The organism is Streptomyces triticisoli (genome assembly GCF_003270085.1).
GTDB lineage: Bacteria > Actinomycetota > Actinomycetes > Streptomycetales > Streptomycetaceae > Streptomyces > Streptomyces triticisoli.
The window spans coordinates 1-20,177 of the sequence record NZ_QFDQ01000262.1; the positions used below are offsets into that span (position 1 = coordinate 1).

General features: G+C 69.6%; 18 protein-coding genes and 1 tRNA gene. 10 read left to right on the forward strand and 9 right to left on the reverse strand.

Annotated features, from left to right (window positions below; genetic code table 11):
* Positions 1-1,262: response regulator (locus DEP02_RS29960; RefSeq protein ID WP_332872016.1), on the forward strand; the 1,262-nt coding region annotated here is incomplete at its 5' end.
* A 73-nt stretch (positions 1,263-1,335) separates the two neighbouring features.
* On the opposite strand, the gene DEP02_RS29965 is transcribed toward DEP02_RS29960, so the two are convergent.
* From DEP02_RS29965 to DEP02_RS29975, 3 genes are all read right to left on the reverse strand, one after another.
* On the reverse strand, positions 1,336-2,991 hold the full coding sequence (locus tag DEP02_RS29965; RefSeq protein ID WP_198668656.1) for a long-chain fatty acid--CoA ligase: 1,656 nt from the start codon (positions 2,989-2,991) through the stop codon (positions 1,336-1,338).
* A gap of 152 nt (positions 2,992-3,143) precedes the next feature.
* The gene (locus DEP02_RS29970) at positions 3,144-3,719 is read right to left on the reverse strand and encodes a SigE family RNA polymerase sigma factor (protein ID WP_112470818.1); all 576 of its coding nucleotides are present in this window, start codon (positions 3,717-3,719) and stop codon (positions 3,144-3,146) included.
* Between the two features lie 270 nt (positions 3,720-3,989).
* Complete coding sequence (locus DEP02_RS29975; protein WP_112470819.1) at positions 3,990-4,301, reverse strand: hypothetical protein; 312 nt, start codon at positions 4,299-4,301, stop codon at positions 3,990-3,992.
* 378 nt (positions 4,302-4,679) lie between these two features.
* On the opposite strand from DEP02_RS29975, the gene DEP02_RS29980 reads away from it, so the two are divergent.
* Positions 4,680-5,555, forward strand: a complete 876-nt coding sequence (locus tag DEP02_RS29980) for a bifunctional DNA primase/polymerase (protein WP_112470820.1) — start codon at positions 4,680-4,682, stop codon at positions 5,553-5,555.
* Here DEP02_RS29980 and DEP02_RS29985 read toward each other — a convergent pair.
* The 5 genes from DEP02_RS29985 to DEP02_RS30005 form a co-directional block, all read right to left on the reverse strand.
* Positions 5,523-5,963, reverse strand: a complete 441-nt coding sequence (locus tag DEP02_RS29985; RefSeq protein WP_112470821.1) for a hypothetical protein — start codon at positions 5,961-5,963, stop codon at positions 5,523-5,525. The two genes, DEP02_RS29980 and DEP02_RS29985, sit on opposite strands and share 33 nt — an antisense overlap.
* 64 nt (positions 5,964-6,027) lie before the next feature.
* On the reverse strand, positions 6,028-6,549 hold the full coding sequence (locus DEP02_RS33745; RefSeq protein ID WP_157977571.1) for a DUF4142 domain-containing protein: 522 nt from the start codon (positions 6,547-6,549) through the stop codon (positions 6,028-6,030).
* Between the two features lie 312 nt (positions 6,550-6,861).
* Positions 6,862-6,947 (reverse strand) — tRNA-Ser (locus tag DEP02_RS29995).
* A gap of 109 nt (positions 6,948-7,056) precedes the next feature.
* A complete protein-coding gene (locus tag DEP02_RS30000; protein ID WP_198668657.1) occupies positions 7,057-7,803 on the reverse strand; it encodes a class I SAM-dependent methyltransferase in 747 nt (248 codons plus the stop codon).
* Positions 7,800-9,272: an asparagine synthetase B family protein gene (locus DEP02_RS30005; RefSeq protein WP_198668658.1), complete on the reverse strand. Its 1,473-nt coding sequence runs from the start codon at positions 9,270-9,272 to the stop codon at positions 7,800-7,802. Before DEP02_RS30005 ends, DEP02_RS30000 begins: the two co-directional genes overlap by 4 nt.
* Before the next feature lie 852 nt (positions 9,273-10,124).
* On the opposite strand from DEP02_RS30005, the gene DEP02_RS30015 reads away from it, so the two are divergent.
* On the forward strand, positions 10,125-11,465 hold the full coding sequence (locus DEP02_RS30015; protein ID WP_198668659.1) for an NsdA family TPR-like regulatory protein: 1,341 nt from the start codon (positions 10,125-10,127) through the stop codon (positions 11,463-11,465).
* Positions 11,466-12,828: 1,363 nt separating this feature from the next.
* Here DEP02_RS30015 and DEP02_RS30020 read toward each other — a convergent pair.
* Entirely contained in the window at positions 12,829-13,245 is a 417-nt protein-coding gene (locus DEP02_RS30020; RefSeq protein ID WP_112470824.1) for a GntR family transcriptional regulator, read from the reverse strand.
* A gap of 188 nt (positions 13,246-13,433) precedes the next feature.
* Here DEP02_RS30020 and DEP02_RS30025 point away from each other — a divergent pair, with 188 nt between their 5' ends.
* The 7 genes from DEP02_RS30025 to DEP02_RS30055 all read left to right on the forward strand — a co-directional run bounded on the left by DEP02_RS30025 (position 13,434) and on the right by DEP02_RS30055 (position 19,404).
* Entirely contained in the window at positions 13,434-13,793 is a 360-nt protein-coding gene (locus DEP02_RS30025) for an SCO3933 family regulatory protein (protein ID WP_112470825.1), read from the forward strand.
* Positions 13,790-13,984 carry a hypothetical protein gene (locus DEP02_RS30030; protein ID WP_112470826.1) on the forward strand — a complete coding sequence of 65 codons (195 nt, stop codon included), beginning with the start codon at positions 13,790-13,792 and terminating at the stop codon, positions 13,982-13,984. The genes DEP02_RS30025 and DEP02_RS30030 overlap by 4 nt, the downstream gene beginning before the upstream one ends.
* Positions 13,981-15,387 (forward strand): FtsK/SpoIIIE domain-containing protein, encoded by a 1,407-nt coding sequence (locus DEP02_RS30035; RefSeq protein ID WP_332872017.1) that lies wholly within the window; start codon positions 13,981-13,983, stop codon positions 15,385-15,387. The genes DEP02_RS30030 and DEP02_RS30035 overlap by 4 nt, the downstream gene beginning before the upstream one ends.
* Before the next feature lie 50 nt (positions 15,388-15,437).
* Complete coding sequence (locus DEP02_RS30040; protein ID WP_112470827.1) at positions 15,438-16,175, forward strand: DUF2637 domain-containing protein; 738 nt, start codon at positions 15,438-15,440, stop codon at positions 16,173-16,175.
* 156 nt (positions 16,176-16,331) lie between these two features.
* The gene (locus DEP02_RS30045; protein ID WP_112470828.1) at positions 16,332-17,819 is read left to right on the forward strand and encodes a replication initiator; all 1,488 of its coding nucleotides are present in this window, start codon (positions 16,332-16,334) and stop codon (positions 17,817-17,819) included.
* On the forward strand, positions 17,816-18,022 hold the full coding sequence (locus tag DEP02_RS30050; RefSeq protein WP_112470829.1) for a helix-turn-helix transcriptional regulator: 207 nt from the start codon (positions 17,816-17,818) through the stop codon (positions 18,020-18,022). Before DEP02_RS30045 ends, DEP02_RS30050 begins: the two co-directional genes overlap by 4 nt.
* Complete coding sequence (locus tag DEP02_RS30055; protein ID WP_112470830.1) at positions 18,016-19,404, forward strand: tyrosine-type recombinase/integrase; 1,389 nt, start codon at positions 18,016-18,018, stop codon at positions 19,402-19,404. Before DEP02_RS30050 ends, DEP02_RS30055 begins: the two co-directional genes overlap by 7 nt.
* Positions 19,405-20,177 lie beyond the last annotated feature (773 nt).

Consider the following 20,177-nt stretch of genomic DNA (forward strand, 5'->3'; position numbering starts at 1 on the left):
AGACGGCCGGGCAGCCCGCCGTACCGCCGGCGCCCCGCACGGCTCAGCCGCTGCCCGCCGAGGCCGCCGCACCCACCGCACCCGTCGCGCCCGTCGCGCCCGTCGACCCGAACTCCACGCAGGGGCGGGCGTTCAGTGTGCGGACGCTGGGGCAGGGCGTGCCGTTCAGCCGGCAGGCCGCGCAGGTGCAGGTGCCGCAGCCGCCGTCGGCCACGCCACCCCCGCACGCGACCAGCGGATCCGGCCGCCGTCGCAAGCTGGGCACGCCGCCCGACCCGGCCACCGCGCGCCCGCAGGCCCAGGCACAGGCACAGGCACAGGCACAGGCACAGCGGCCGGAGCAGACGGCCCGCCCGCACCCGCCGACCGAGCAGCCCCCCGCGCAGCCCCGGCCGGGGCAGACCACCGAGGGGGCCGGACGGTCGTACGCCATAGGAGCCCCGGACAGGAACGCCGCCGAGGGTCCCGAACCGCTGGACGGCCCCGGCGGTGCGGTGGAGGTCGCGGACTCCCCCCGGCCGCAGCCGATGGACGACGAGCTGCCGCCGGAGCCGCTGGACAACCCGCGCCGGCTGCTCGTCTGGCCGGCTCCCGACGCCATCACCCAGCAGGCGCTGAGCGACCGCGGGTACCGGCCCGTGATCGTGCACTCGCGCGAGGAGGTGGACGCGCAGATCGCGGCCTTCCCCGCAGCGCTGTTCGTCGACCCGCTGACCGGGCCGATCACCCGCACGGCACTGCAGTCGCTGCGGCAGGCGGCGGTCGCCGCGGAGGTGCCGGTGCTGGTCACGGCCGGGCTGGGGCAGGCGACGCGCGAGGCGGCCTACGGCGCCGATCCCGCCGTACTCCTCAAGGCCCTGGCCCCGCGTGACAGCGAGCAGCACCCGCCGCGCGTACTGCTGGTCGAGGAGCACGCCGAGATCGCGCTGGCGCTGACGGCGACGCTGGAACGGCGCGGGATGCAGGTGGCACGGGCCGCGAGCGACAACGACGCGGTGGCGCTGGCCGGGCAGTTCCGGCCGAACCTGGTCGTCATGGACCTGATGCAGGTGCACCGCCGCCGGGCCGGGATCCTGGACTGGCTGCGGGCGAACGGGCAGCTCAACCGCACCCCGCTGGTCGTCTACACGGCCGCCGTAGACCAGGCGGACCTGCCGCGGCTGGCCTCGGGCGAGACGGTGCTGTTCCTGGCGGAGCGGTCCACCAGCACCGAGGTGCAGGACCGGATCGTCGATCTGCTGGCCCGTATCGGGACCAACTAGCAACCGGTACGCGGCGTGACGCCGGGTGGGAAACCCCGAGAGCCCCGAGGCTCCCACCCGGCCCGTGCGCTCGTCAGATCCGGGTGACTTCCAGCTCCCCGGCCGCGTACTGCCGGCGCAGCACCTTCTTGTCGAACTTGCCGACGCTGGTCTTCGGGACCGCCGTGATGACCGTCCAGCGCTCCGGGAGCTGCCACTTGGCGATCCTGCCCTCCTCGGCGAGGAAGGTGCGCAGGGTCTCGAAGTCGGCGGTGGCGCCGTCCCTGAGGACGACGGTGGCCAGCGGGCGCTCGCCCCACTTGTCGTCGGGGACGGCGACGACGGCGGCCTCGGCGACGTCCGGGTGGGCCATCAGGGCGTTCTCCAGCTCGACGGAGGAGATCCACTCGCCGCCGGACTTGATGACGTCCTTGGCGCGGTCGGTGAGAGTGAGGAAGCCGTCCGGGCCGATGATGCCGACGTCGCCCGTCTTCAGCCAGCCGTCCTCGCTGAACTTGTCGGCGGGGCGCAGCGGTTCGGCGTCGGGGCCGTTGTAGTAGGCGCCGGCGATCCACGGGCCGCGGACCTCCAGTTCGCCGGCCGACTCGCCGTCCCAGGGGAGGCGTTCGCCGCCGGGGCCGGTCAGGCGGGCCTCGACGCCGGCCGGGAAGCGGCCCTGGGTGAGGCGGTAGCCGAACTCCTCGTCGGTGCCGACCGCGTGCGCCGGCGGGCGGGCCACCGTGCCGAGCGGGGAGGTCTCCGTCATGCCCCAGGCGTGGCAGACCCGCATGCCGAGCTGGTCGAAGGCCTCCATGAGGGAGGGCGGGCAGGCCGAGCCGCCGATGGTGACCTGGGTGAGGGCGGAGACGTCCCGGGGGCGGGCGGTGAGCTCGGCGAGCAGGCCCTGCCAGATGGTGGGGACGGCGGCGGCGTGCGTCGGCTTCTCGCGCTCGATCATCTCGGCGAGCGGGGCGGGCTGCAGGAAGCGGTCCGGCATCAGCATGTTGACGCCGGTCATGAAGGTGGCGTGCGGCAGGCCCCAGGCGTTGACGTGGAACTGGGGGACGACGATCAGCGAGGTGTCCTGGTCGGTCAGGCCCATGGACTCGGTCATGTTGACCTGCATGGAGTGCAGGTAGATCGAGCGGTGGCTGTAGACCACGCCCTTGGGGTCGCCGGTGGTGCCGGAGGTGTAGCACATGGCGGCGGCCTGGCGTTCGTCCAGCTCGGGCCAGTCGTACGTGGTCGGCTTGTCCGCGATCAGGTCCTCGTACTCATGCACCTGCGCGGGGGAGCCCTCCAGCGGGGCGCGGTCGCCGGGGCCGGAGACGACGACGTGCTCGACCGTCTTCAGGTGCGGCAGCAGGGGGGCGAGGAGGGGGATCAGGGAGCCGTTGACGATGATCACGCGGTCGGCCGCGTGGTTGACGATCCAGGTCAGCTGCTCGGCGGGCAGGCGCAGGTTGAGGGTGTGCAGCACCGCGCCCATGCAGGGGATCGCGAAGTACGCCTCGACGTGCTCGGCGTTGTTCCACATGAGGGTCGCCACCCGGTCGTCGCCGCGGACGCCGAGGTCGTCGCGGAGGGCGTTGGCCAGCTGCACCGCGCGGGCGCCCGTCTTGGCGAAGCCGCGCCGCTGCGGCTCGCCCTCGCCGGTCCAGGTGATGATCTGGGACCGCCCGTGCACCAGCATCCCATGGGCGAGGATGCGGTTCACGGTCAGCGGTACGTCCTGCATGGTGCTCAGCACGGCGTCCTCCCGGGGCGGCGTTGCCTACGCGGTAGTAGGGGTTGCGCAGATTCTGCTCACATACCGCGCGGTATGTCACTAGCCCGGGCTGAACGATCACATGAAGCGCCGTACGGTCCGCGTCCGCGAGTCCGGCCGGCCCCGCGGACGGATCAGCGCACGCGGCCCAGTTCCGGGTCGTCCCGCAGCTTGCCGAGCGCCCGCGACACCGCCGACTTCACGGTTCCCACCGACACTCCGAGCACCTCGGCGGTCTGGGTCTCGGAGAGGTCCTCGTAGTACCTGAGGACGACCATCGCCCGCTGCCGGGCGGGCAGCTTCATGATCGCCCGCCACATGGCGTCGCGCAGCGCCTGCTGCTCCGCCGGGTCGGCCGCGCCGGCCGCGCCGGCCGCGCCGGCCGCCGGCTCCGGCTCAGGCAGTTCCTCGCAGGCGAACTCGTCGACCTTCCGCTTGCGCCACTGCGAGGTGCGGGTGTTCAGCAGGGCACGGCGCACGTAGCCGTCGAGCGCCCGGTGGTCCTCGATCCGCTCCCAGGCGGTGTACGTCTTGGTCAGCGCGGTCTGCAGCAGGTCCTCCGCGTCGCTCTGGTTCGCGGTCAGCGACCGGGCGGTGCGCAGCAGCACCGGCTGCCGGGCCCGTACGTACGCCGCGAACGACGGATACGCCAGAGTCTGGGTCGCCGGTACGGCGGCGGTCGACGCGCTGGTGCAGACGGGTGTGGTCATGGCTCCACGCTAGGAGCGGGCCCGCTGCGGCGGATCGCCCGCAGGTCCCGAAGCGGAGTCCGCCTCAGGTTGTAGGGGTGGGGCCGGCCCCACCTCCTGAAGGTGGAGGAGCGGGCCGTGTTGCCCTGCGGGTTTCCCCTTGGGGGAGCGCGTCTGCGCGGCGGCGCTTCGGCTCCGCCGCGCAGACGTGTGTCACGTCCCCACAAGCACACCCACAAGGGGTTCAGGGCCGGCGGCGGGTCCCCGAGGTGCGCGCTGGCCCGTCCCGGCTCACCACAGAGGGGTGAAGTAGATGGCGACGTTCTCGTTGCCCTGCTGGACGGACGTGAAGGCGGAGCCGTTGACCTGGGCGGTGTTGCTCCGGTTCGAGGCGCCGGCTCCGATCGCCTGCTGTCCCGTGGTCGACGAGTTGCCGCTGTTGTTGTGGCCGACCCCGCTCCCGACGACGCCCGCGACGCCCGCGTTGGATCCGTCGCCCGCGATGGCTCCCGTGTCCGCTGCCGCGGTGCCGGTGAAGAGGGCGGCCGCGAGAGGGACGGCCGCGGCGGCGGCGAGAACGCGGGCGGTACGGCTGCTTGCCATGTTGCTCCTCCAGTACGGGGTACGCGCCGGCTGTCTTGCCGGACGTACGTGAAACTGTGAAGTACGGCTGTCACCAGGGCGGTTGGCCGACCACCCGGGCGGGTTCCTCACGACGTCGCAAGATCAGGGTTGCCCATCGGAGCCCGGCGAACCACCCCGCATGGCTCGATTCCCACGCAAGCGTGAGAACAAGTCGATAAACCTCTGTGGCCACTTCTCCCGCCCGGAATCCTCGTCGTGGAGCGATACCGGCCCCTCTTTCCCCAAGCGCCGCAAGGGCTGAAGCCGCCCACCGGAAATCCGCCCGAACCGACCGCCCTCCGGCGTGTCGTACCCGCCCCTCTTCCTCTTTTCGAACATGCATACGAAAATAGGGTAATGGCCACCATCGATCGGCGAGCCACGACGATGGCCCTCGCCCACGCCTTGTCAGCCGCCGAACGCGGCCTGGCCGTCATCCCCCTGTCCCGGACGAAACTCCCGGCCCTGCGCTCCCCGCACCGCGACGACCCCGCCCCGTCCGGCCCGCCCTGCCACGGCGAGTGCGGCCGCTTCGGCCACGGCGTGTACGACGCCTCCACCGACCCGGCCCGCATCCGCGCCCTGTTCGCCGCCGCCCCCTGGGCCACCGGCTACGGCATCGCCTGCGGGCTGCCCCCGCACCACCTGATCGGCATCGACCTGGACACCAGGACCGGCACGGACGCCTCCGCCGCCCTGCGCGAACTCGCCCTGCGCCACCTGTTCACCATCCCCGCCACCGTGGTCGTCCTGACCCCCAGCGGCGGCCGCCACCTGTGGCTGAGCGGACCACCGGACGTCGTCGTGCCCAACTCGGCCGGACGTCTGGCCCCAAACATCGACATCCGCGGCGCCGGCGGCTACCTGGTCGGCCCCGGCTCCCGCACCGGACACGGCGTGTACGCCACCGCCCCCGGCACCGCACACCTCGCGCCCGCCCCCTGCCCGCGCACCCTCCTGCGCCTCCTCCTCCCCCCGCCCCGCACACCCCACCGCCCCCCGCCGGCCTCGGCGGGCCGGCACGGCCGGGGCCTGGTGCAGTTCGTCCTCGCCGCCCACGAGGGCCAGCGCAACACCCGCCTGTTCTGGGCCGCCTGCCGCGCCTACGAGAACGGCGTCGGCCCCGCCCTCACCGCCTCCCTGGTCGACGCGGCCCTGCGCACCGGCCTGACCGAACACGAGGCCCGCGCCACCATCGCCTCAGCGGCTCGCCTGACGGGCCACCGGCCGTGAGGTTCCGCGGCGCACGCTCCGCATGAACAGCGGCACCGACAGCAGGAGCAGGGCTCCTTCGACGGCCAGGCTGACAAGCCCGATCGTCTCCGTCCAGTTGCCGATGTCGTCGCTGTAGTAGGGCAGGCCCGGACCCCTGGAGAGGACGTAGCCCACTATGGGACCGGCAGCGACCCCGATCGCCAGCAGCCACCCCAGCCGGACGAGGCCCGCGAGGAGCAGCACGGCGGCGACCGCGGCGGCGACCTCCAGGACGTGGTAGGCCACGCCGATGTAGTAGGGGTCTCGCGTTGCCGTAAGACCGCCTTGGTCTATCAGGTGGACGACGGCCACCGCGAGGCACAGCAAGGCCCCCGCCCACCTGGTCGCCCAGGTGGTTCGTGGCGTCGTTCCGGTGCGGTGTGTCATGCCGAGGTACCTCGCCGTGGCTTTCAGCAGCGCGCGCCCGCTGCCGCGGTGGCGGGCCGCACCTCTACCCGACCTTGGACTGCGTCTGCTCGGCGAGCTTCAGGTGGGCCTGGAGGACAGGCAGGTCCTTGCGCGCCTCGTTGATCACCTGCTGGTTGCTGCCGGTGGAGATCTGCTTCTTGGCATCGGAGATGTCCATCTTGTGGTCGCTGATCTCCGTCTTCCGGTACTGCCTGTCGAACTCGGCCCCGTGCAGGGAGGACAGCCGCGCCAGCTCGGCGCGCTGCTTGCTGTTCGGAGTGGTCGGGAGGGTGACCTTCAGCTGTGCGGCGAGCTTTTTCATGTCCCTGGAGGACTTGGTGTGGTCGGATACCAGCCGAGCGCCGAACTGCTTGACGGCAGCGCTGTGGGCATGGGTCTGGGCCAATTTCCCGCCCTGGATTTCGAACAGGTCTCCGGCGGCGGATGTTTTCATCCAGGTGATGTCCTGCTGCGAGGGGCTGGACGCCGCCAGCGCGGTGCCGGGCGACAGGGTTGCCGCAGCGATGACCGACGCGGTGATCGCAACTGCTTTGAGGCTGCGCATGGTGCCTCTCCTCTCGAAAAACGCGGGAACGGACCCCACTGCGCGCGTTGCGGCAGGGTGCGCTTCTGGCATCGGCGGGGCGAGGCCGCTTGTCCGTCCACGACGAGTTTCCACCTCCGTGAGCCATGAGCGACACGAACAGCAAAAGGTGAGCAAATAACCCAAAACACACCACTTATTGGTCAGCCCGGCCACTGCCGGGCTGACCGGCCGGTGATCAGCCCCTGTCGGCAGACAGGCAGCGGGCAGCGGGCAGCACGACGGCCCCTGACCGTTTGACCTGGTCAGGGGCCGTTCTCGCTGCTCTCGGCGCGGAGGCGGTGGGATTTGAACCCACGGTGACATCGCTGCCACGACGGTTTTCAAGACCGTTCCATTAGGCCGCTCGGGCAACCCCCTTCTGCCCCGTCCACCAGGGGCGGAGCGGGTACGGCGTACCGGGATCGGAGCGGATCGTGGGGGCGTGGTCCACACGGGGTCCACTGGCCCCGTTTCCGTCCCCCGTGATCACCGCCGGGTGTACCGGGCCACCGTGTACGCGGTCGGTCCGGTGAGTCCTGTCCCGGAGCCGTCGGTCATGTCCAGGACCTCGAAGCCGGCGCTCTCCGCGTAACGCTCCAACTCGCGTGGGAAGAGAACGCGCCTGCGAATCTCGTCCTGGGCCTCGTCGCCTGACGGGAGCACCCAGTGCCGGCGCATGGCGTTGATCTGCGTTCGCAGGTCCCACTCGTGCCGGATCGTGACGGTCGCCGATCCCCTCGGGGTGTCGACCGTGGCCGTGATCGGCTCCGGCCGGGTGATGGGTACGACAGGAGAGCACAGCACGAGCAGTGTGCCGGGTCGGGCGTGGGCTGCGAAGGTGGCGAAGACCTGACTGATCTCCTTGTTGCCGTGGACGTAGGCCAGGCTGTTGCCCATGCAGGTCACCACGTCCATGCGCTTCCGGAGCCGGACAGTGCGCATGTCCCCGACGCGGATGTCCAGCTCGGGCCGGGTGTGGCGGGCGTAGGCGACCATGCCGGGCTGGAGGTCCACGCCGATGCACTGGAAGCGCTTGGCAAGGATCTCCAGGTCCCGGCCGGTGCCGCAGCCGAAGTCGACCAGCGTCCCAGCGTCCGGCCGGTGCAGCTCGATCAGGGTCTGGCACGTCCCGGCGCCCGTGCTGTCCGACTGGACCACGTCGTACAGGGCCGGGTCCCGGTAGAGCAGGTTCGTGGCTTCCACGTGTTCCGCTTCCGTGTTGTGGCTGGTCACATGAGGCTCCGCAGTCCAACCTCCAGAGCGAGGAGATCGCACAGCAGGTCAGGGACGGTCAGTGCGGTGTCGGCCTCCTTACGGGCCTGACCGAGTGCCTTGCCGTCAACGTAGCCGAGGTCCACCAGGACGGATTCCTTCAGCATGTCGTCCAGCACGGGCAGACCGTAGGTGCGCAGCCCCTTCTCCAGGACGGCCAGAAAGTTCTCCGGCTCGGCCGGCGCCGCCACCGACTCGGGCAGGCCCGCTCTCCTGATCCGCTCGCGGAACAACGCCTTGCCGCGCTTGTAGTCGTGGGGCAGCTGCTCCATGAACCGAACGATCCGAGGGTGCACGAGCGGGCTCACCGGCCAAACTCCGGCCCGAAGAAATCCGGGATTGTGCATCCCGAACGCCATCAAGGTCGGCACGGGCAGAACGGGGATGGGCGCCAGGTGATCGTTCACCTCAGCGAGCGCTCGAACAGTCTTCGGACCGAGCCACGGAACGGGCTCCGGCGCCGGTAGTTCTACGTCCGTTCTGGAGTGGTGAGCGTTGATCTCGTCCCCGCCGCTGCCGGTGAAGATCACCTCACAGCGCCGGGCGAATGCCTGCTCGCGTACGACGTCGAAGGCTTCCTGGTAGAAGGCACCCGCCGGATCATGCGGCTTACGCAGAGCACGTACGCCTCCGGGGCAGAAGGGCGGGTGCTGCATGGCAGGGACGGGTGTGTCCCGGAAGCCACAGTGCTCTACGAACGCCCGGCGCCGCTCGCGCTGCTGCATGCCCGTGTTGCCTCCCACCAGCAAGCCGAAGCTGTGCACCTGGGGGAATCGCGCCGCCTTGATCGCAAGGACGACGTTCCCGGAGTCCGCTCCGCCGGACAGCTCGACGCCCACACACCCTGTCACCGTCGGCGCATCGCGGATCACGCCAGTCAGTAAGTCGTCCAGAGCGGCGAGTGGATCAACGCCGGGCCGCAGCGAACGGGGCTCAAGTACGTGCTCGGCGGGCTCCGGGTATCGGAGGCCGAGTCCTGAGGCGGTGAAGGTGGCCGATGCCCGCTCGGTGAGGCGATACACCCCTTCGAACAGAGTCTCGGACGTATAGCGGTGCTGCCTGGTCAGCGTTCGGGCGACGACGCGCGGCACCAGGCGGTCGGCCCGCAGATGCGGTTGCAGCGCGGCCAGGTCCCAAGAGGCGTGCAGCTCGCCGCCCTTCTCCACCAGGAAAAGCGGGGCCGTGCCGAAGACGCCTGCCGACACGCGGGCTTCTCCGGGTTCCATGACGACCGTGATGAAGTCGGCATCGTCTCGCTTGCATTCCCTCACGCGCACCCGCACGCGCGGCGCCTGGTCGTCGTTGATCTCCATGGCCAACGTGGGCACGTTCGCCGGCTCGATCCAGCTCTTACCGTTGACCCAACGGCCTCCCTGCGGTCTCCACTCGGGTTTCTGAAGGTCGCACAGGCGCAGACGCATCGACAGCATGTCGTCCCTTTCCGATGTCGTGCGGCGGGGCGGGGCCGCGTACGACCCCGCCCCGCCTGGCGTCAGCCCTGGATCACTTGGAGCAGTGGTCGCCGTTGTTGTCGCCGCCGCCCGGCATCTTGTCGAGCAGCGCGGCCTCGACGGCCGGGACTCCGGTGATCAGGTCGCCGGTGAACAGCTCGTCCACGTTCATTGCTTTCTCCCTTACGGTTGAAACGGACTCCGCGGCTGGTGCCGAGGAGTTGGACCCGTCCGGCTGCCGGACCCTTGCGAAGAAGGCGGCCGGACGGAGTGCCCACCGCTTTCCGACGGTGGGCCCTCCCTCGTCACAAGGTGGGGAGCCTGGATATGTGACGGGGAGGAGTCAGGCGGGGCGGGAGGCGGCTGCCACGCCCAGGACGAAGCCGATCGATGCGGAGATGGTGATGATCAGCAGCGGTCCTGCGTAGCGGCCGACGACTGCGGCCAACCGCCTCACAGTCGCTCGCCACGGCTGCGTTCGTTGACCTCGCGCACTGCGGCACTCAGCTCCGTCGCGCTGTCCTGGGACTCGGTACGACGATGCTTCGGGCAGCGACACGGAGAGAACCGATTCGAACCCGGCGGCAGGTCCGCGCCCTCGTATGTGTCGATCCTCAGTACCCCGTCCGTGCCCCGCTCCTTGGTCAACCGGGCCAGTCGGGCCCGCGCTTCGCTTCTCATCCCTTGAGTCCCTTAGACGACGGCTGCGGCGAGGTCTCGCCGTTCCCTGCTGTCTCTACGCAACCGCGTGACCACGCTCAGCGGTACCGTTGCAGCAACGCCAGGACTTGAAAGCCTTGAAAGTTCGCAAGGGCACGGGGAGTTGAAGGCATGGCCAAGCGTGAACCGAACGTGGCGCTCGGGCGCCTGCTCACCGAAAGCCGCTGGACCCACCGCCAGTTCGCGCGGGCGGTGAACCGCATCGGCACCGAGACCGGCACACTCCTGCGCTACGACGAGTCGGCAGTGAGCCACTGGCTGGGCGGCACCGTCCCCCGTGAAGCCGTGCGTGTGTGCATCCTCGAAGCCCTCTCACGACGTCTCGGGCGCCCTGTCACCCATGCCGAGGCCGGCCTGCCCGTTCCCCGCGATCACTCCCCCACGGCCGCGGATACCGTTGAAGGGCTGATCGACCTCGGGAGGCAGGACATGGACCCATCACGCCGCAGTGTCTTGGGGGTCGGCCTGTTCTCCGTGGCCCTCACCATCCCGGGCTGGCCCGACGTCATCGGGCGGGTCGAAGCGGTCCAGTCCGGCCGTGCGAGCCGTATCGGCATGAACGAGGTGGACATAGTCACCGCCATGACCGAACGTGTCTCGGAAATTGACGACCAGTTCGGCGGTCGCCACGCGCGCCCGATGGCCGCCACGTTCATGGTGAACACCGTGGCTTCCTACTTGCGCGCCGACGCCCCGGAGAACGTGCGGAAAGCGATGCTGTCCGCGGCTTCGGATCTGCTGTACCTGACCGGCTACATGGCCGTGGACGAAGGGCTGCACGGACTCGCCCAGCGCTACTACGTCAAGGCGCTGGAGCTGGCGGGCGCAGCCGAGGACCACCTGACCTACTGCACCACCCTGCGCGGCATGAGCGTCCAGGCTGTCGACCTCCGCCACGGGACGAAAGCCATGGAGCTGGCCGACGCCGCTGCCGCCGCCTCCCCGAAGGCCGGGCCTCGGATGCTGGCATTCCTCGCAGGTCAGCAAGCACATGCCGCCGCGCAGACCGGCGATCGCGCGAGTGCGCTGCGGTACATCCGCGAGGCCGAGGCCGCCATGGACCGTGCGGAGTCGCGTGGCAAGGCGTTCGGCTCCTACGACCCGGCAGCGCTCAACTACCACATCAGCCAAGTCCGTTACGAACTCGGCGACGTCCCGGGCGCCATCGAGGCCATGCAGGAGTCGGACAAGGTGCGCTACAGCGTCTATCGCCGCGCCCGTGTACGGCACCGCGCCACCCTGGCTGAGCGCCAACTGGAAATCGGCCACCTGGAAGCGGCCTGCGCCACCTGGCACCAGGCGCTCGACGACTACCCCATGGTGCAGTCCGGCCGCGCCGACGACCGGATCAAGACCATGTTCGGCCTCCTCCGTCCCCACCTGAAGAACGCGACCGCGCGTGACCTCTACGACCGCGCACGAACGGTCGCGCCGCCATCCCTGATCAGCTGACCTGAGCCGACAAGACCTCAGCCACTGAAAGTCAGCCACGACGGCGGGTGCGCCGAACGAGCACCCGCCACGTGTGTTTCCAGCAACCCCCGCCGGCCTCAACCGCGCTTCTTCCATTCGTCACGGCCCTCGCCACCATCCCAGCCTGGGCGTTGTCGTCGCAGATGCCTGGCGCATGGGCGTGCCTGCGGCTTTGAGTCCCATCGGCTGCGGAGCGTGGGCCGGTTGGGTGGCGAGGTCTCGCTTGGTCGGTGTCGGCCTGGTCCTGGTGCTCGGACTGGTCGGGTTGCTTCCTGGTCCGGCTGTCCGCCTTGGCGTTGCTGCGCGCTGAGCGGGTGGGGGCCGCCGGAGCGGGGCGGCAGACAGGAGCGGCGGCGGCCCGTGGCCGCCAGCGCGCGCGGCCCGCCGTAGGCGGGCCGCCTTGATCCAGTAAAGAAACTCTGAACAGCTCTGCTGCACTGGGTCCCTGGCCGGTCATGCGGCCATGCTCTGGCCCCGCCTTCCCAATCCATTCCATAGCTCCGCAACCCTTCTGGGCATGTATGGGTGCATTGCTGCCTATTTATTCCGGCGGTCGGCGAAAAGTATCCACAGGTAGATCGGTCCAGAGTTGGGGCTGCGGAAAACGCAGGGTCAATCGCGGCTAGCCGTTACCTATTCGTAACCATCGGACTGTCACGGCGGGGCGGGATTTCCTACCTGTAGCTGATGAAGGCCGTAGATCGGCGGCGTTTGTGACTCCGGTGGAGGGTGTCCGCTTTTGCTGATCCGCTGCCGTACAGCCGAAGGGGCGGGCAAGGTTCCGCAGGAAAGGAGTGAGGAAGTGGCGAGGGTCACACCCGCACACGGTCACACGCGACCGGAAAAGCGGCCTTCTACGGGCGGCTGCTCTCGACGGGAGGGCCGCAACATAGCCGACGATCGCCGGTTACCCAAACCGGCGTTTCTCCAGACCATTGATGCACTGCCCGGACAACTGGAAGGACAAGCGGCATGAGCGCACAGGAAAGGCATGGGCCCGCACGGCGGGACGTGAAGAAAGGTTGTTGCCCGTCCAACGGGAGCGCGGGGCCGTGCTCCTCGCACCTGTCCGGTTCGGCCGGTAGACCTATCTCAACAGCCGCGATGACGGCTTGCCTAGCGGCACGAGCAAGCCCTGATTCGAAGGTAGATGACCGCTGGGCAAGCCTTCGGACAAGCCCCCGGCGGTTGGCTGTACTCGACACGCAGCAGCGGCACAACAACGAACGGGTGGAAATGAACAAGCACGAGGCGGCACGTATAGCGGCGCGACTCAAGGAGGTGGAGGAGAAGGTGACGCGACTGGAGGATCTGGCGCGCCGACTCGTCAAAAAGGGCCGTACTACTTCTTCGGCGGCTTCTTCGCCTCGGTGACGCCGCCGAGCTGCTGGAAGACCTGCAACAGACTGTCCAGTCTGGCGTTTATGGCATCCAGCCGTTCGGACAGCTCCACGTATTCCGGCGTGGGCATCCGCCCGCCGTTTGCCGCCTCGCGAGTGCCGGCCTTCGGGTCGGCCTCTGGGGGGAGGGGATCGGCGACGAAATTACCCCGGCCGGGCATGGTGTGGATCAGCCCTTCGTCCCGCAGCATGCGCAGCGCCGAACGCGCGGTCATGTTGGCGATCTCGTAGGTCGCCTCCAGATCGCGGGACGAGGGCACCCGCTCGCCCGGCTTGAGGCGCCCGGAGCGGATCTGCCGCCGCAGCTCCTCGGCGACCAGGCGGTACGGCGGAGTGTCGGAATCCTTGGGCAGCTTCATAGCCCGAGGGTAGCGGGCCTAGCCCGTCGACCGCATGAAGACCCTGATGCACCCCGATTTTTCCGGCGTGCACGAAACCAACCAAGGCGCGATGTGCGCTAAGCGCTTGACGCACCTGTCGGGCATAGTGCACAGTTGATCACGCCCCGCTCCCCTGGCGGAGCACCTACCGAAAGGACGTAACACCCATGCCCCGTATCCGAGTTGGTCTGCTCCCGTCCACGTCGTTCATGACCGGCAACCTGCCGGTGCCGAAGTACGCGGACGCCGAGAAGACCCAGTTCGCCGTGGACCGCGAAACCGGCGCGAAGCTCTTCACCGTCACGGTCTTCCTCATGGAGGACGACCGCGCCGAGGCCATGAAGATCACCGTCCCGGAGACCGGTCTCCCCAACGGCCTCAAGCCGGGTATGCCGGTGATGCCGGTGGAGCTGTTCGCCACCCCGTGGGCCCGGATCTTCAACGGTCAGCTCTCGGACGGCATCGCCTACCGCGCTGAGCGCCTGGACCTGGTCGGCGGCGCCGCTCCTACCGCTGACGCGGCGTGAGCGTTCTCGACTCCTCCCACACCTGCCGCGACGACTTGCTTCGGCGCGTCGCGGCGGTGTGGGAGCGCGAAGGCCACTCGCCCGGTGAAGCGCTCTTCCGCGCGGAGATCTGCCTTCTCATCGCCGGGCCCCCTGTCCCCTGGGCCGATCGCGTGGCCGCGATCCGCAAACGAAGGAAGGAAGCAAAGTGACCCTGAACGACGTGAGTGAGGTGATGGGCTACGCCCCGCTCCTGGTCGGGGTGGGCCTGGCCGTCATCGCCGTGTGGGCGCTGGTATGGGCCATCCGCTACCTGCGGGCCGATGCCATGACCCGGCAGTCCATCCGGCAGGCCGTGCGAGTACGGCGGACCTGGAAGCGGCTCGCGCAGATGCTGAAGCTGTGCGCCACGGACAGGATGCCGACCGCGCTGGCCTCGCTGGCGAACACGGAGGGCAAGCCCGTCAAGCCCCGCGTCCTGGTCCCCACGCTGAAGGTCACGCATGACGCCTACGGGGTGATCGCACGGGCGGGCTGCCTGCCCGGGGTCGGCCTGGAGCAGTACCAGAAGGCGGCCCCGCATCTGGCGGACGCGTGGCGGTGCACGCGCGTGGCGGTCACCCAGGATGAGCCGGGATCGGTCGTCATCCGGGGTGTGCGGCTCGATCCGCTTAAGTTCCCCACCGAGCACCGTCCCACGGGCACGGTGCCGCAGAAGGCGGCCCAGTGGGAGCTGGGCGTGGACGAGTACGCGCAGCCGGTGTCCGTCGACCTGCGGCAGGTGCCTGGCGTGACCGTGGCCGGCCTTCCCGGCAAGGGCAAGACGTCGCTGATCAACCGGCTTCTGTCGGACTGGGCGCCCGCGCCGTGGGTTCAGTTCGCCTGCGCGGACGGCAAGGTGTCGGCCGCGTACGAGGGTGACTACTACGCCTGGGTCAAGCGCATGTTCGCCTTCGTCGGGGATGACCTCGAAGAGGCCAACAAGCTGTTCCAGCGGCTGGTGGACCTGCGGCGCAAGCGTTCCGCCCTGGTCCTCGATGTGCTCGGGGTGAAGTCCATGTGGGATGTGGGCGCGTCCGAGAAGTGGCCGCTGGTCGTGCTGATCGTTGATGAGGCGCACACCTACTTCCGCGACCACAAGGGCAGCGACAAGAGGACGAAGGAACTCGCCGCTCTCGCCGCCGAGAACGCCCGGCTCGTGGAAGACCTGGTCAAGAAGGGCCGCTCGGTGGGCATCCTCGTCATCCTCGCCACGCAGAAGAGCACGGGCGATGCCATCCCGACCTTCATCCGCGACGTGTGCCCCGTGGGCCTGAGCTTCGCCCAGAAGACCGCCGAAGCTGCCGTGGCGGCCCTGGGGGAGGACATCCGGGACTGGCCGGACGCCAACCCGATCAACCTTCAGGACCCGGCCTATGTCGGCGTCGCCTCGATGAACCACCAGTCACAGCCCGGCTTCACCCGCATCCGCACCCCCTACGTCCCGGACGAGTACGCGGCCGAGATCGCCCACACCACCAAGCACCTGACCGCCGACCCGGCCGACCTGCTCCCTGCCATCGACCTCACCAAGGAGGACCCGGGCGACGACGGCTCCACGCCGCTGGCGGCCTGACCCGCAGGCTTGCCACTCATCCCTTCGCCCCGAAAGGAGGTGAACTCTCAATGTCCGAGGACCGGATCACCCAGCGCACCGTGACCGTGGTCATGGGCATCATCGCCCTGCTGGCGTTCGTCTTCTCCTTCGGCAACGTCTGGGCCCTGGCCCTGCGCCTGGGCGTCCCCGCCCCCATCGCGCCCCTGATCGCCCCCATGGTCGACCTGTCGGTGGTCGGGCTCCTGGTCGCCCTGCGCTACCTGTCCCTGCGCGGTGTCCCGTCCGAGCAGATGAAGGCGGCCACCCGGCTGATGCACTTCTCCGGACTGCTGACCCTGGCCCTCAACATCGCCGAACCCATCACCGCCGGACACTACGGCCGCGCCGCCGTCGACGCCGTGGCCCCGCTGCTGCTGCTCGGCTGGGGAGCGGTCGGCCCGCAGCTCCTGCGCTCCTTCCACACGGTCACCACCGACGCAACCGCCCCGGCCCCCGCGGCCGACACGGAACCGGCCGAGGATCCCGCCCCGGCCTCCACCGAGCCGGAACCCGCCCCGGCACCTGCATCGCCCGTCACACCGGACCCGGCCCCGGTCACTCCGGTCGCCACCCCGGCCCCCGCCGCGCCTGCGCCTGCGCCTGCACCTGCACCTGCGGTCAAGGTGCCTGAGCCGCTGCTGACCGAAGCACGCTCCATCGCAGCGTCCCACCACGCCGAGCACGGCGAGCCCATCACGGCGGCCCAGCTCAAGAGGCGACTCGGCATCGGCCTGCCGATGGCCACCGCCCTCCACGCCGCCCTGTAGCACCGCACCCTCCGCCGGCCTCCCGGCACCACCCCACCCCGCGCCCATCCCTGGGCCCAGTCCGTCATGCACGCGGGCAGCAGCCCGGCCGCGCTGCCGTCACGTCTGCTGCCCGCGTGCCCCCACCGTCGCGCCAGAAGGGAGATCCCGCCACTCATGAGCCGCCAACTGGACCTGCGCCACGTGATCAGCCCCGGCCTGCGGGACCTGATCGAACTGGCCAACACCCACGACTTCGACCGCGTACAGCAGCAGGTCCGCGACCTGCGCGGCTGCACCAGCCCCGTCAACCTCCACGGCTGGACCGTCACCACCGACCCGGCCACCAGGGAAGTGGTCCGCTCCTACCGCTCCGAGGACGAACCGTCCGGACGCCTGCTGACCACCTGCGGCAACCGCCGCGCCTCCCGCTGCCCAACCTGCTCCCGCGTCTACGCCGCCGACACCTACCACCTGATCAAGGCCGGACTGTCCGGCGGCAAGAACGTCGCCGAAACCGTCCGCGACCACCCCCGCGCCTTCGTCACCCTCACCGCCCCCTCCTTCGGCCCCGTCCACAACCGCCCCACCACCCACGCAGGCAAACTCTGCCCCTGCGCCTGCGGCGACACCCACGCCGAAGACGCTCCCGAACTCGGCACCCCGCTGAACCCGGCCACCTACGACTACGCCGGGGCGGTGCTCTGGAACGCCCACGCCGGACAGCTCTGGGCACGCTTCACCACCTACCTGCGCCGCGCCCTGGCCGAACACCTCGGCATGACGCAGAAGGCGCTCAACGCCGCCCTGCGCGTCTCCTTCGCCAAGGTCGCCGAGTACCAAAAGCGCGGCCTGGTCCACTTCCACGCCGTCATCCGCTTCGACGGACCCGACGGCCACACCACCCCGCCCCCGCCCTGGGCCACCTTCGACGCCCTGAGCGCCGCTGTCGGCCTGGCGGCCGAGCGCGCCCGGCTCACCGTCGCCTCCGACGCCATCGGCGAACGCGTCATCGCCTGGGGCCGCCGGTACAAGGTCGACCCCATCACCGCCCTGGGCGACGGCGAACTCACCGACGCCCGCGTTGCCGAGTACACCGACGCCAAGGTCGCCGGATACGTCGCCAAGTACGCCACCAAGAACGCCGAAGGCGCCGGCACCGTGGACCGCACCCTGATGTGCCGCCCCTGCGCCGGACGCGGCTACGTACGCGGCCCCGACCGCTTCCACGACCGGTGCACCAACTGCGACGGCACCGGACAGGCCGAACCCATCAAGGCCCTGCCCATCCAGCAGCACGTACGGCAGATGATCCGCACCGCCTGGGCCCTCGGCCACCTGCCGGAGTTCGCCGACCTCAAGCTCTGGAAGTGGGCCCACATGCTCGGCTTCCGCGGCCACTTCTCCAGCAAATCCCGCGCCTACTCCACCACGCTCGGCGCCCTCCGCGACGTACGCCGCGCCTGGCGCCTCGCCCAGGCCGAAGCCGCCCGCGCCCGCGCCGGCCTCCCCGCCACCGACGAGACCACCACCCTCCTCACCGCCTCCTCGTGGACCTACCTCGCCAGCGGCTACCGCCCCGGCGAAGAACTCCTCGCCGCCCAGGTCCGCCACGACATCGCCCACGCCCAACGCATCAAGTCCGAAGGAGATCCCCGGCTGTGACCACTCCAACCAAGGCCAACAGGCAGACGCTGAAGCTGGGGGAGGCTCTCGCCGAGATCGGGGTGTCCCGTGCCGCCTTCTACCGCATGCGCGCGCGGGGCCAGGCCCCCAGGCACCTGAAGCTCCCCAACGGTCAGATCCGCATACGCCGGGCCGACCTCGACGCCTGGTTCGACTCCTGCGAGGTGCAGGAAGCGTGCTGACCTACGACGTGCAAATCTGGGGCATCCGCAAGCGGCCCAACCGCGTGGCGGCCTATCAGCTCCGCTGGCGGGTCGGCCCCCGCCCCTTCTCCAAGAGCTACAAGATCAAGGCTCAGGCCGACGGTCGTCGTTCGGAGCTGCTGGCCGCCCTGCGTAACCGCGAGCAGTTCGACACGGAAACCGGCCTGCCCGCCTCGGAAGTGCAGGCGCTCAACTCCACTACGTGGTACGCCCACACACGCGCCTATGCGGAGATGAAGTGGCCCGGTGCTTCGGCCAAGCACCGCGCAAGCATCGCTGACACGCTGGCCACCATCACGCCGAAGCTGATCAAGGATAACCGTGGGGCTCCAGCTTCGAAGGTCCTCCGCATCGCCCTCTACTCGTGGGTCTACCGCTTCGTCCTCGGCGACGACGGGACACTGAAGCCCCGTATCGACGTCGAAGAGCCGCCCGCCGACATCGTGGCGGCGCTGGACTGGATCAGCCGAAAGTCCGTCGACATCACCGCGCTCAACACGCCCTCGGTGGTGCGTACGGCACTCGACGCTCTGAAGCTCAAGCAAGACGGCACGGCCGCTGCCGAGAACACGGTGAATCGCAAGCGAACGGTCTTCAGCAACTGCCTGCGGTACGCGGTGGAAAGGGAGTTGCTGACGACCCTGCCCCTCGACAAGGTCGACTGGACCCCGCCCGAAACTGACGACGAGATCGACTTCCGGTTCGTACCCGGCCCGAAGCTGGCGAAGGCGCTGATCGACGCTGTAGGCGAGCAGGGCACACGCGGACAGCACCTGATGGCGTTCTTCGGCTGCCTCTATTACGCGGCCAACCGCCCTGGTGAGGCGGCCAACCTCCGGGAAGACGACTTCACCTTGCCCGAAGAAGGCTGGGGAGAAGTACTGCTGTCAACGAGCACGCCCCGCGTCGGCTCCGGCTGGACCGACACGGGCGAGTCGTTCGATACGCGCGGCCTGAAGAAGCGAGCGCGCAAGGCGACCCGGCCGGTACCGATTCCGCCCGTCCTCGTGTGCATGATCCGCGAGCACATCAAGGAGTTCGGCACCGCCGAAGACGGCCGGCTGTTCCGCGCGGCGCAGGGCGGCCACCTCCTGTCCAAGGAGTACGGGGAAGCGTGGAAGGCTGCCCGGCTCGCAGTGCTGACAGAGTCAGAAGCAGCGTCGCCGCTGGCTGACGTGCCGTACTCTCTGCGCCACGCGGGCGTGTCCCTGTGGCTTGAGTCCGGGGTTTCCCCGGCCGAAGTCGCCCGCCGGGCAGGTCACAGCATCGCTGTCCTCTTCCGCTTCTACGCCAAAGCCATTCACCGCAACCAGCAACGCGCGAATCAACAAATCGAGCGCGCCTTGGAGGCGGCCGGCTGAGCAGCTCATTCGCGCGGTCCCGCTCACCCAGATCAAGGTGAGCGGGACCACGCCATGTTCAGCTCCAATCCGAGACGCCCTGGTCGACCGGATGGGTGCACCGGGGTGTAAAGCCCGGTGCATGCGGAACCTGCGTGGCAGAGGCGATGTGGACAGGTGCCCTGCCGCAGGTCAAGGCGCGCGAGTTCCAAGAATCATGGACACGCCCAACGGGGAACTCGTACACCAACATCCATGTTCGGCCGCCTTCCACGACGTGTCGCGCCGGTAGCGGATCACCCGGCGCCGCACTGGTGAACGCGGACTCCACCGAAGGCCAGGCGGGCTCCCGGGGCGCAACTGGGGAAGCGCACGGTGATCGCACCCTGCAGCGGTAACCGACTCTATGCAGCGCCAGATGGGGGTCACGGGCGGGGCCTATCCCCGCACCGCTCACGCGGCTCCAGGAAATCGCTCGCCACGAGCGAGGGCCGCCACATCTCTGATGGGCCCATGTGGACCTGGTCACGGATGCGCCGCACGCCAACCCGCCTCGGCCGCTGCCTCGGTAGACCCGCTACCAGCTACCCACCGACTGCTCGCTGCCGTCATAGGTCCCTCGCAGGGTTGACTTCACGACCATGCCACGCCCACGCCGCGAACGGCCCTGAGTAGCTACCGTGAAAGTGTCGCAAAAACGATGCAGACAAAACCGGGTCTTCAAAGTTGAGCGGTGCGGAGGTGTCCGCGGGCCCGGCGGGTGGTGACGCAGCGTGTCCGTAGCCGCTGGTGGT

What these genes read in the sequence shown, in the direction of transcription:
- DEP02_RS29970 (WP_112470818.1), bottom strand. Translation starts at nt 3,719, where the DNA reads ATGACCACACCCGTCTGCACCAGCGCGTCGACCGCCGCCGTACCGGCG.
- DEP02_RS29975 (WP_112470819.1), bottom strand. Translation starts at nt 4,301, where the DNA reads ATGGCAAGCAGCCGTACCGCCCGCGTTCTCGCCGCCGCCGCGGCCGTC.
- DEP02_RS29980 (WP_112470820.1), top strand. Translation starts at nt 4,680, where the DNA reads ATGGCCACCATCGATCGGCGAGCCACGACGATGGCCCTCGCCCACGCC.
- DEP02_RS29985 (WP_112470821.1), bottom strand. Translation starts at nt 5,963, where the DNA reads ATGACACACCGCACCGGAACGACGCCACGAACCACCTGGGCGACCAGG.
- DEP02_RS33745 (WP_157977571.1), bottom strand. Translation starts at nt 6,549, where the DNA reads ATGCGCAGCCTCAAAGCAGTTGCGATCACCGCGTCGGTCATCGCTGCG.
- DEP02_RS30005 (WP_198668658.1), bottom strand. Translation starts at nt 9,272, where the DNA reads ATGCTGTCGATGCGTCTGCGCCTGTGCGACCTTCAGAAACCCGAGTGG.
- DEP02_RS30015 (WP_198668659.1), top strand. Translation starts at nt 10,125, where the DNA reads ATGGCCAAGCGTGAACCGAACGTGGCGCTCGGGCGCCTGCTCACCGAA.
- DEP02_RS30020 (WP_112470824.1), bottom strand. Translation starts at nt 13,245, where the DNA reads ATGAAGCTGCCCAAGGATTCCGACACTCCGCCGTACCGCCTGGTCGCC.
- DEP02_RS30025 (WP_112470825.1), top strand. Translation starts at nt 13,434, where the DNA reads ATGCCCCGTATCCGAGTTGGTCTGCTCCCGTCCACGTCGTTCATGACC.
- DEP02_RS30040 (WP_112470827.1), top strand. Translation starts at nt 15,438, where the DNA reads ATGTCCGAGGACCGGATCACCCAGCGCACCGTGACCGTGGTCATGGGC.
- DEP02_RS30045 (WP_112470828.1), top strand. Translation starts at nt 16,332, where the DNA reads ATGAGCCGCCAACTGGACCTGCGCCACGTGATCAGCCCCGGCCTGCGG.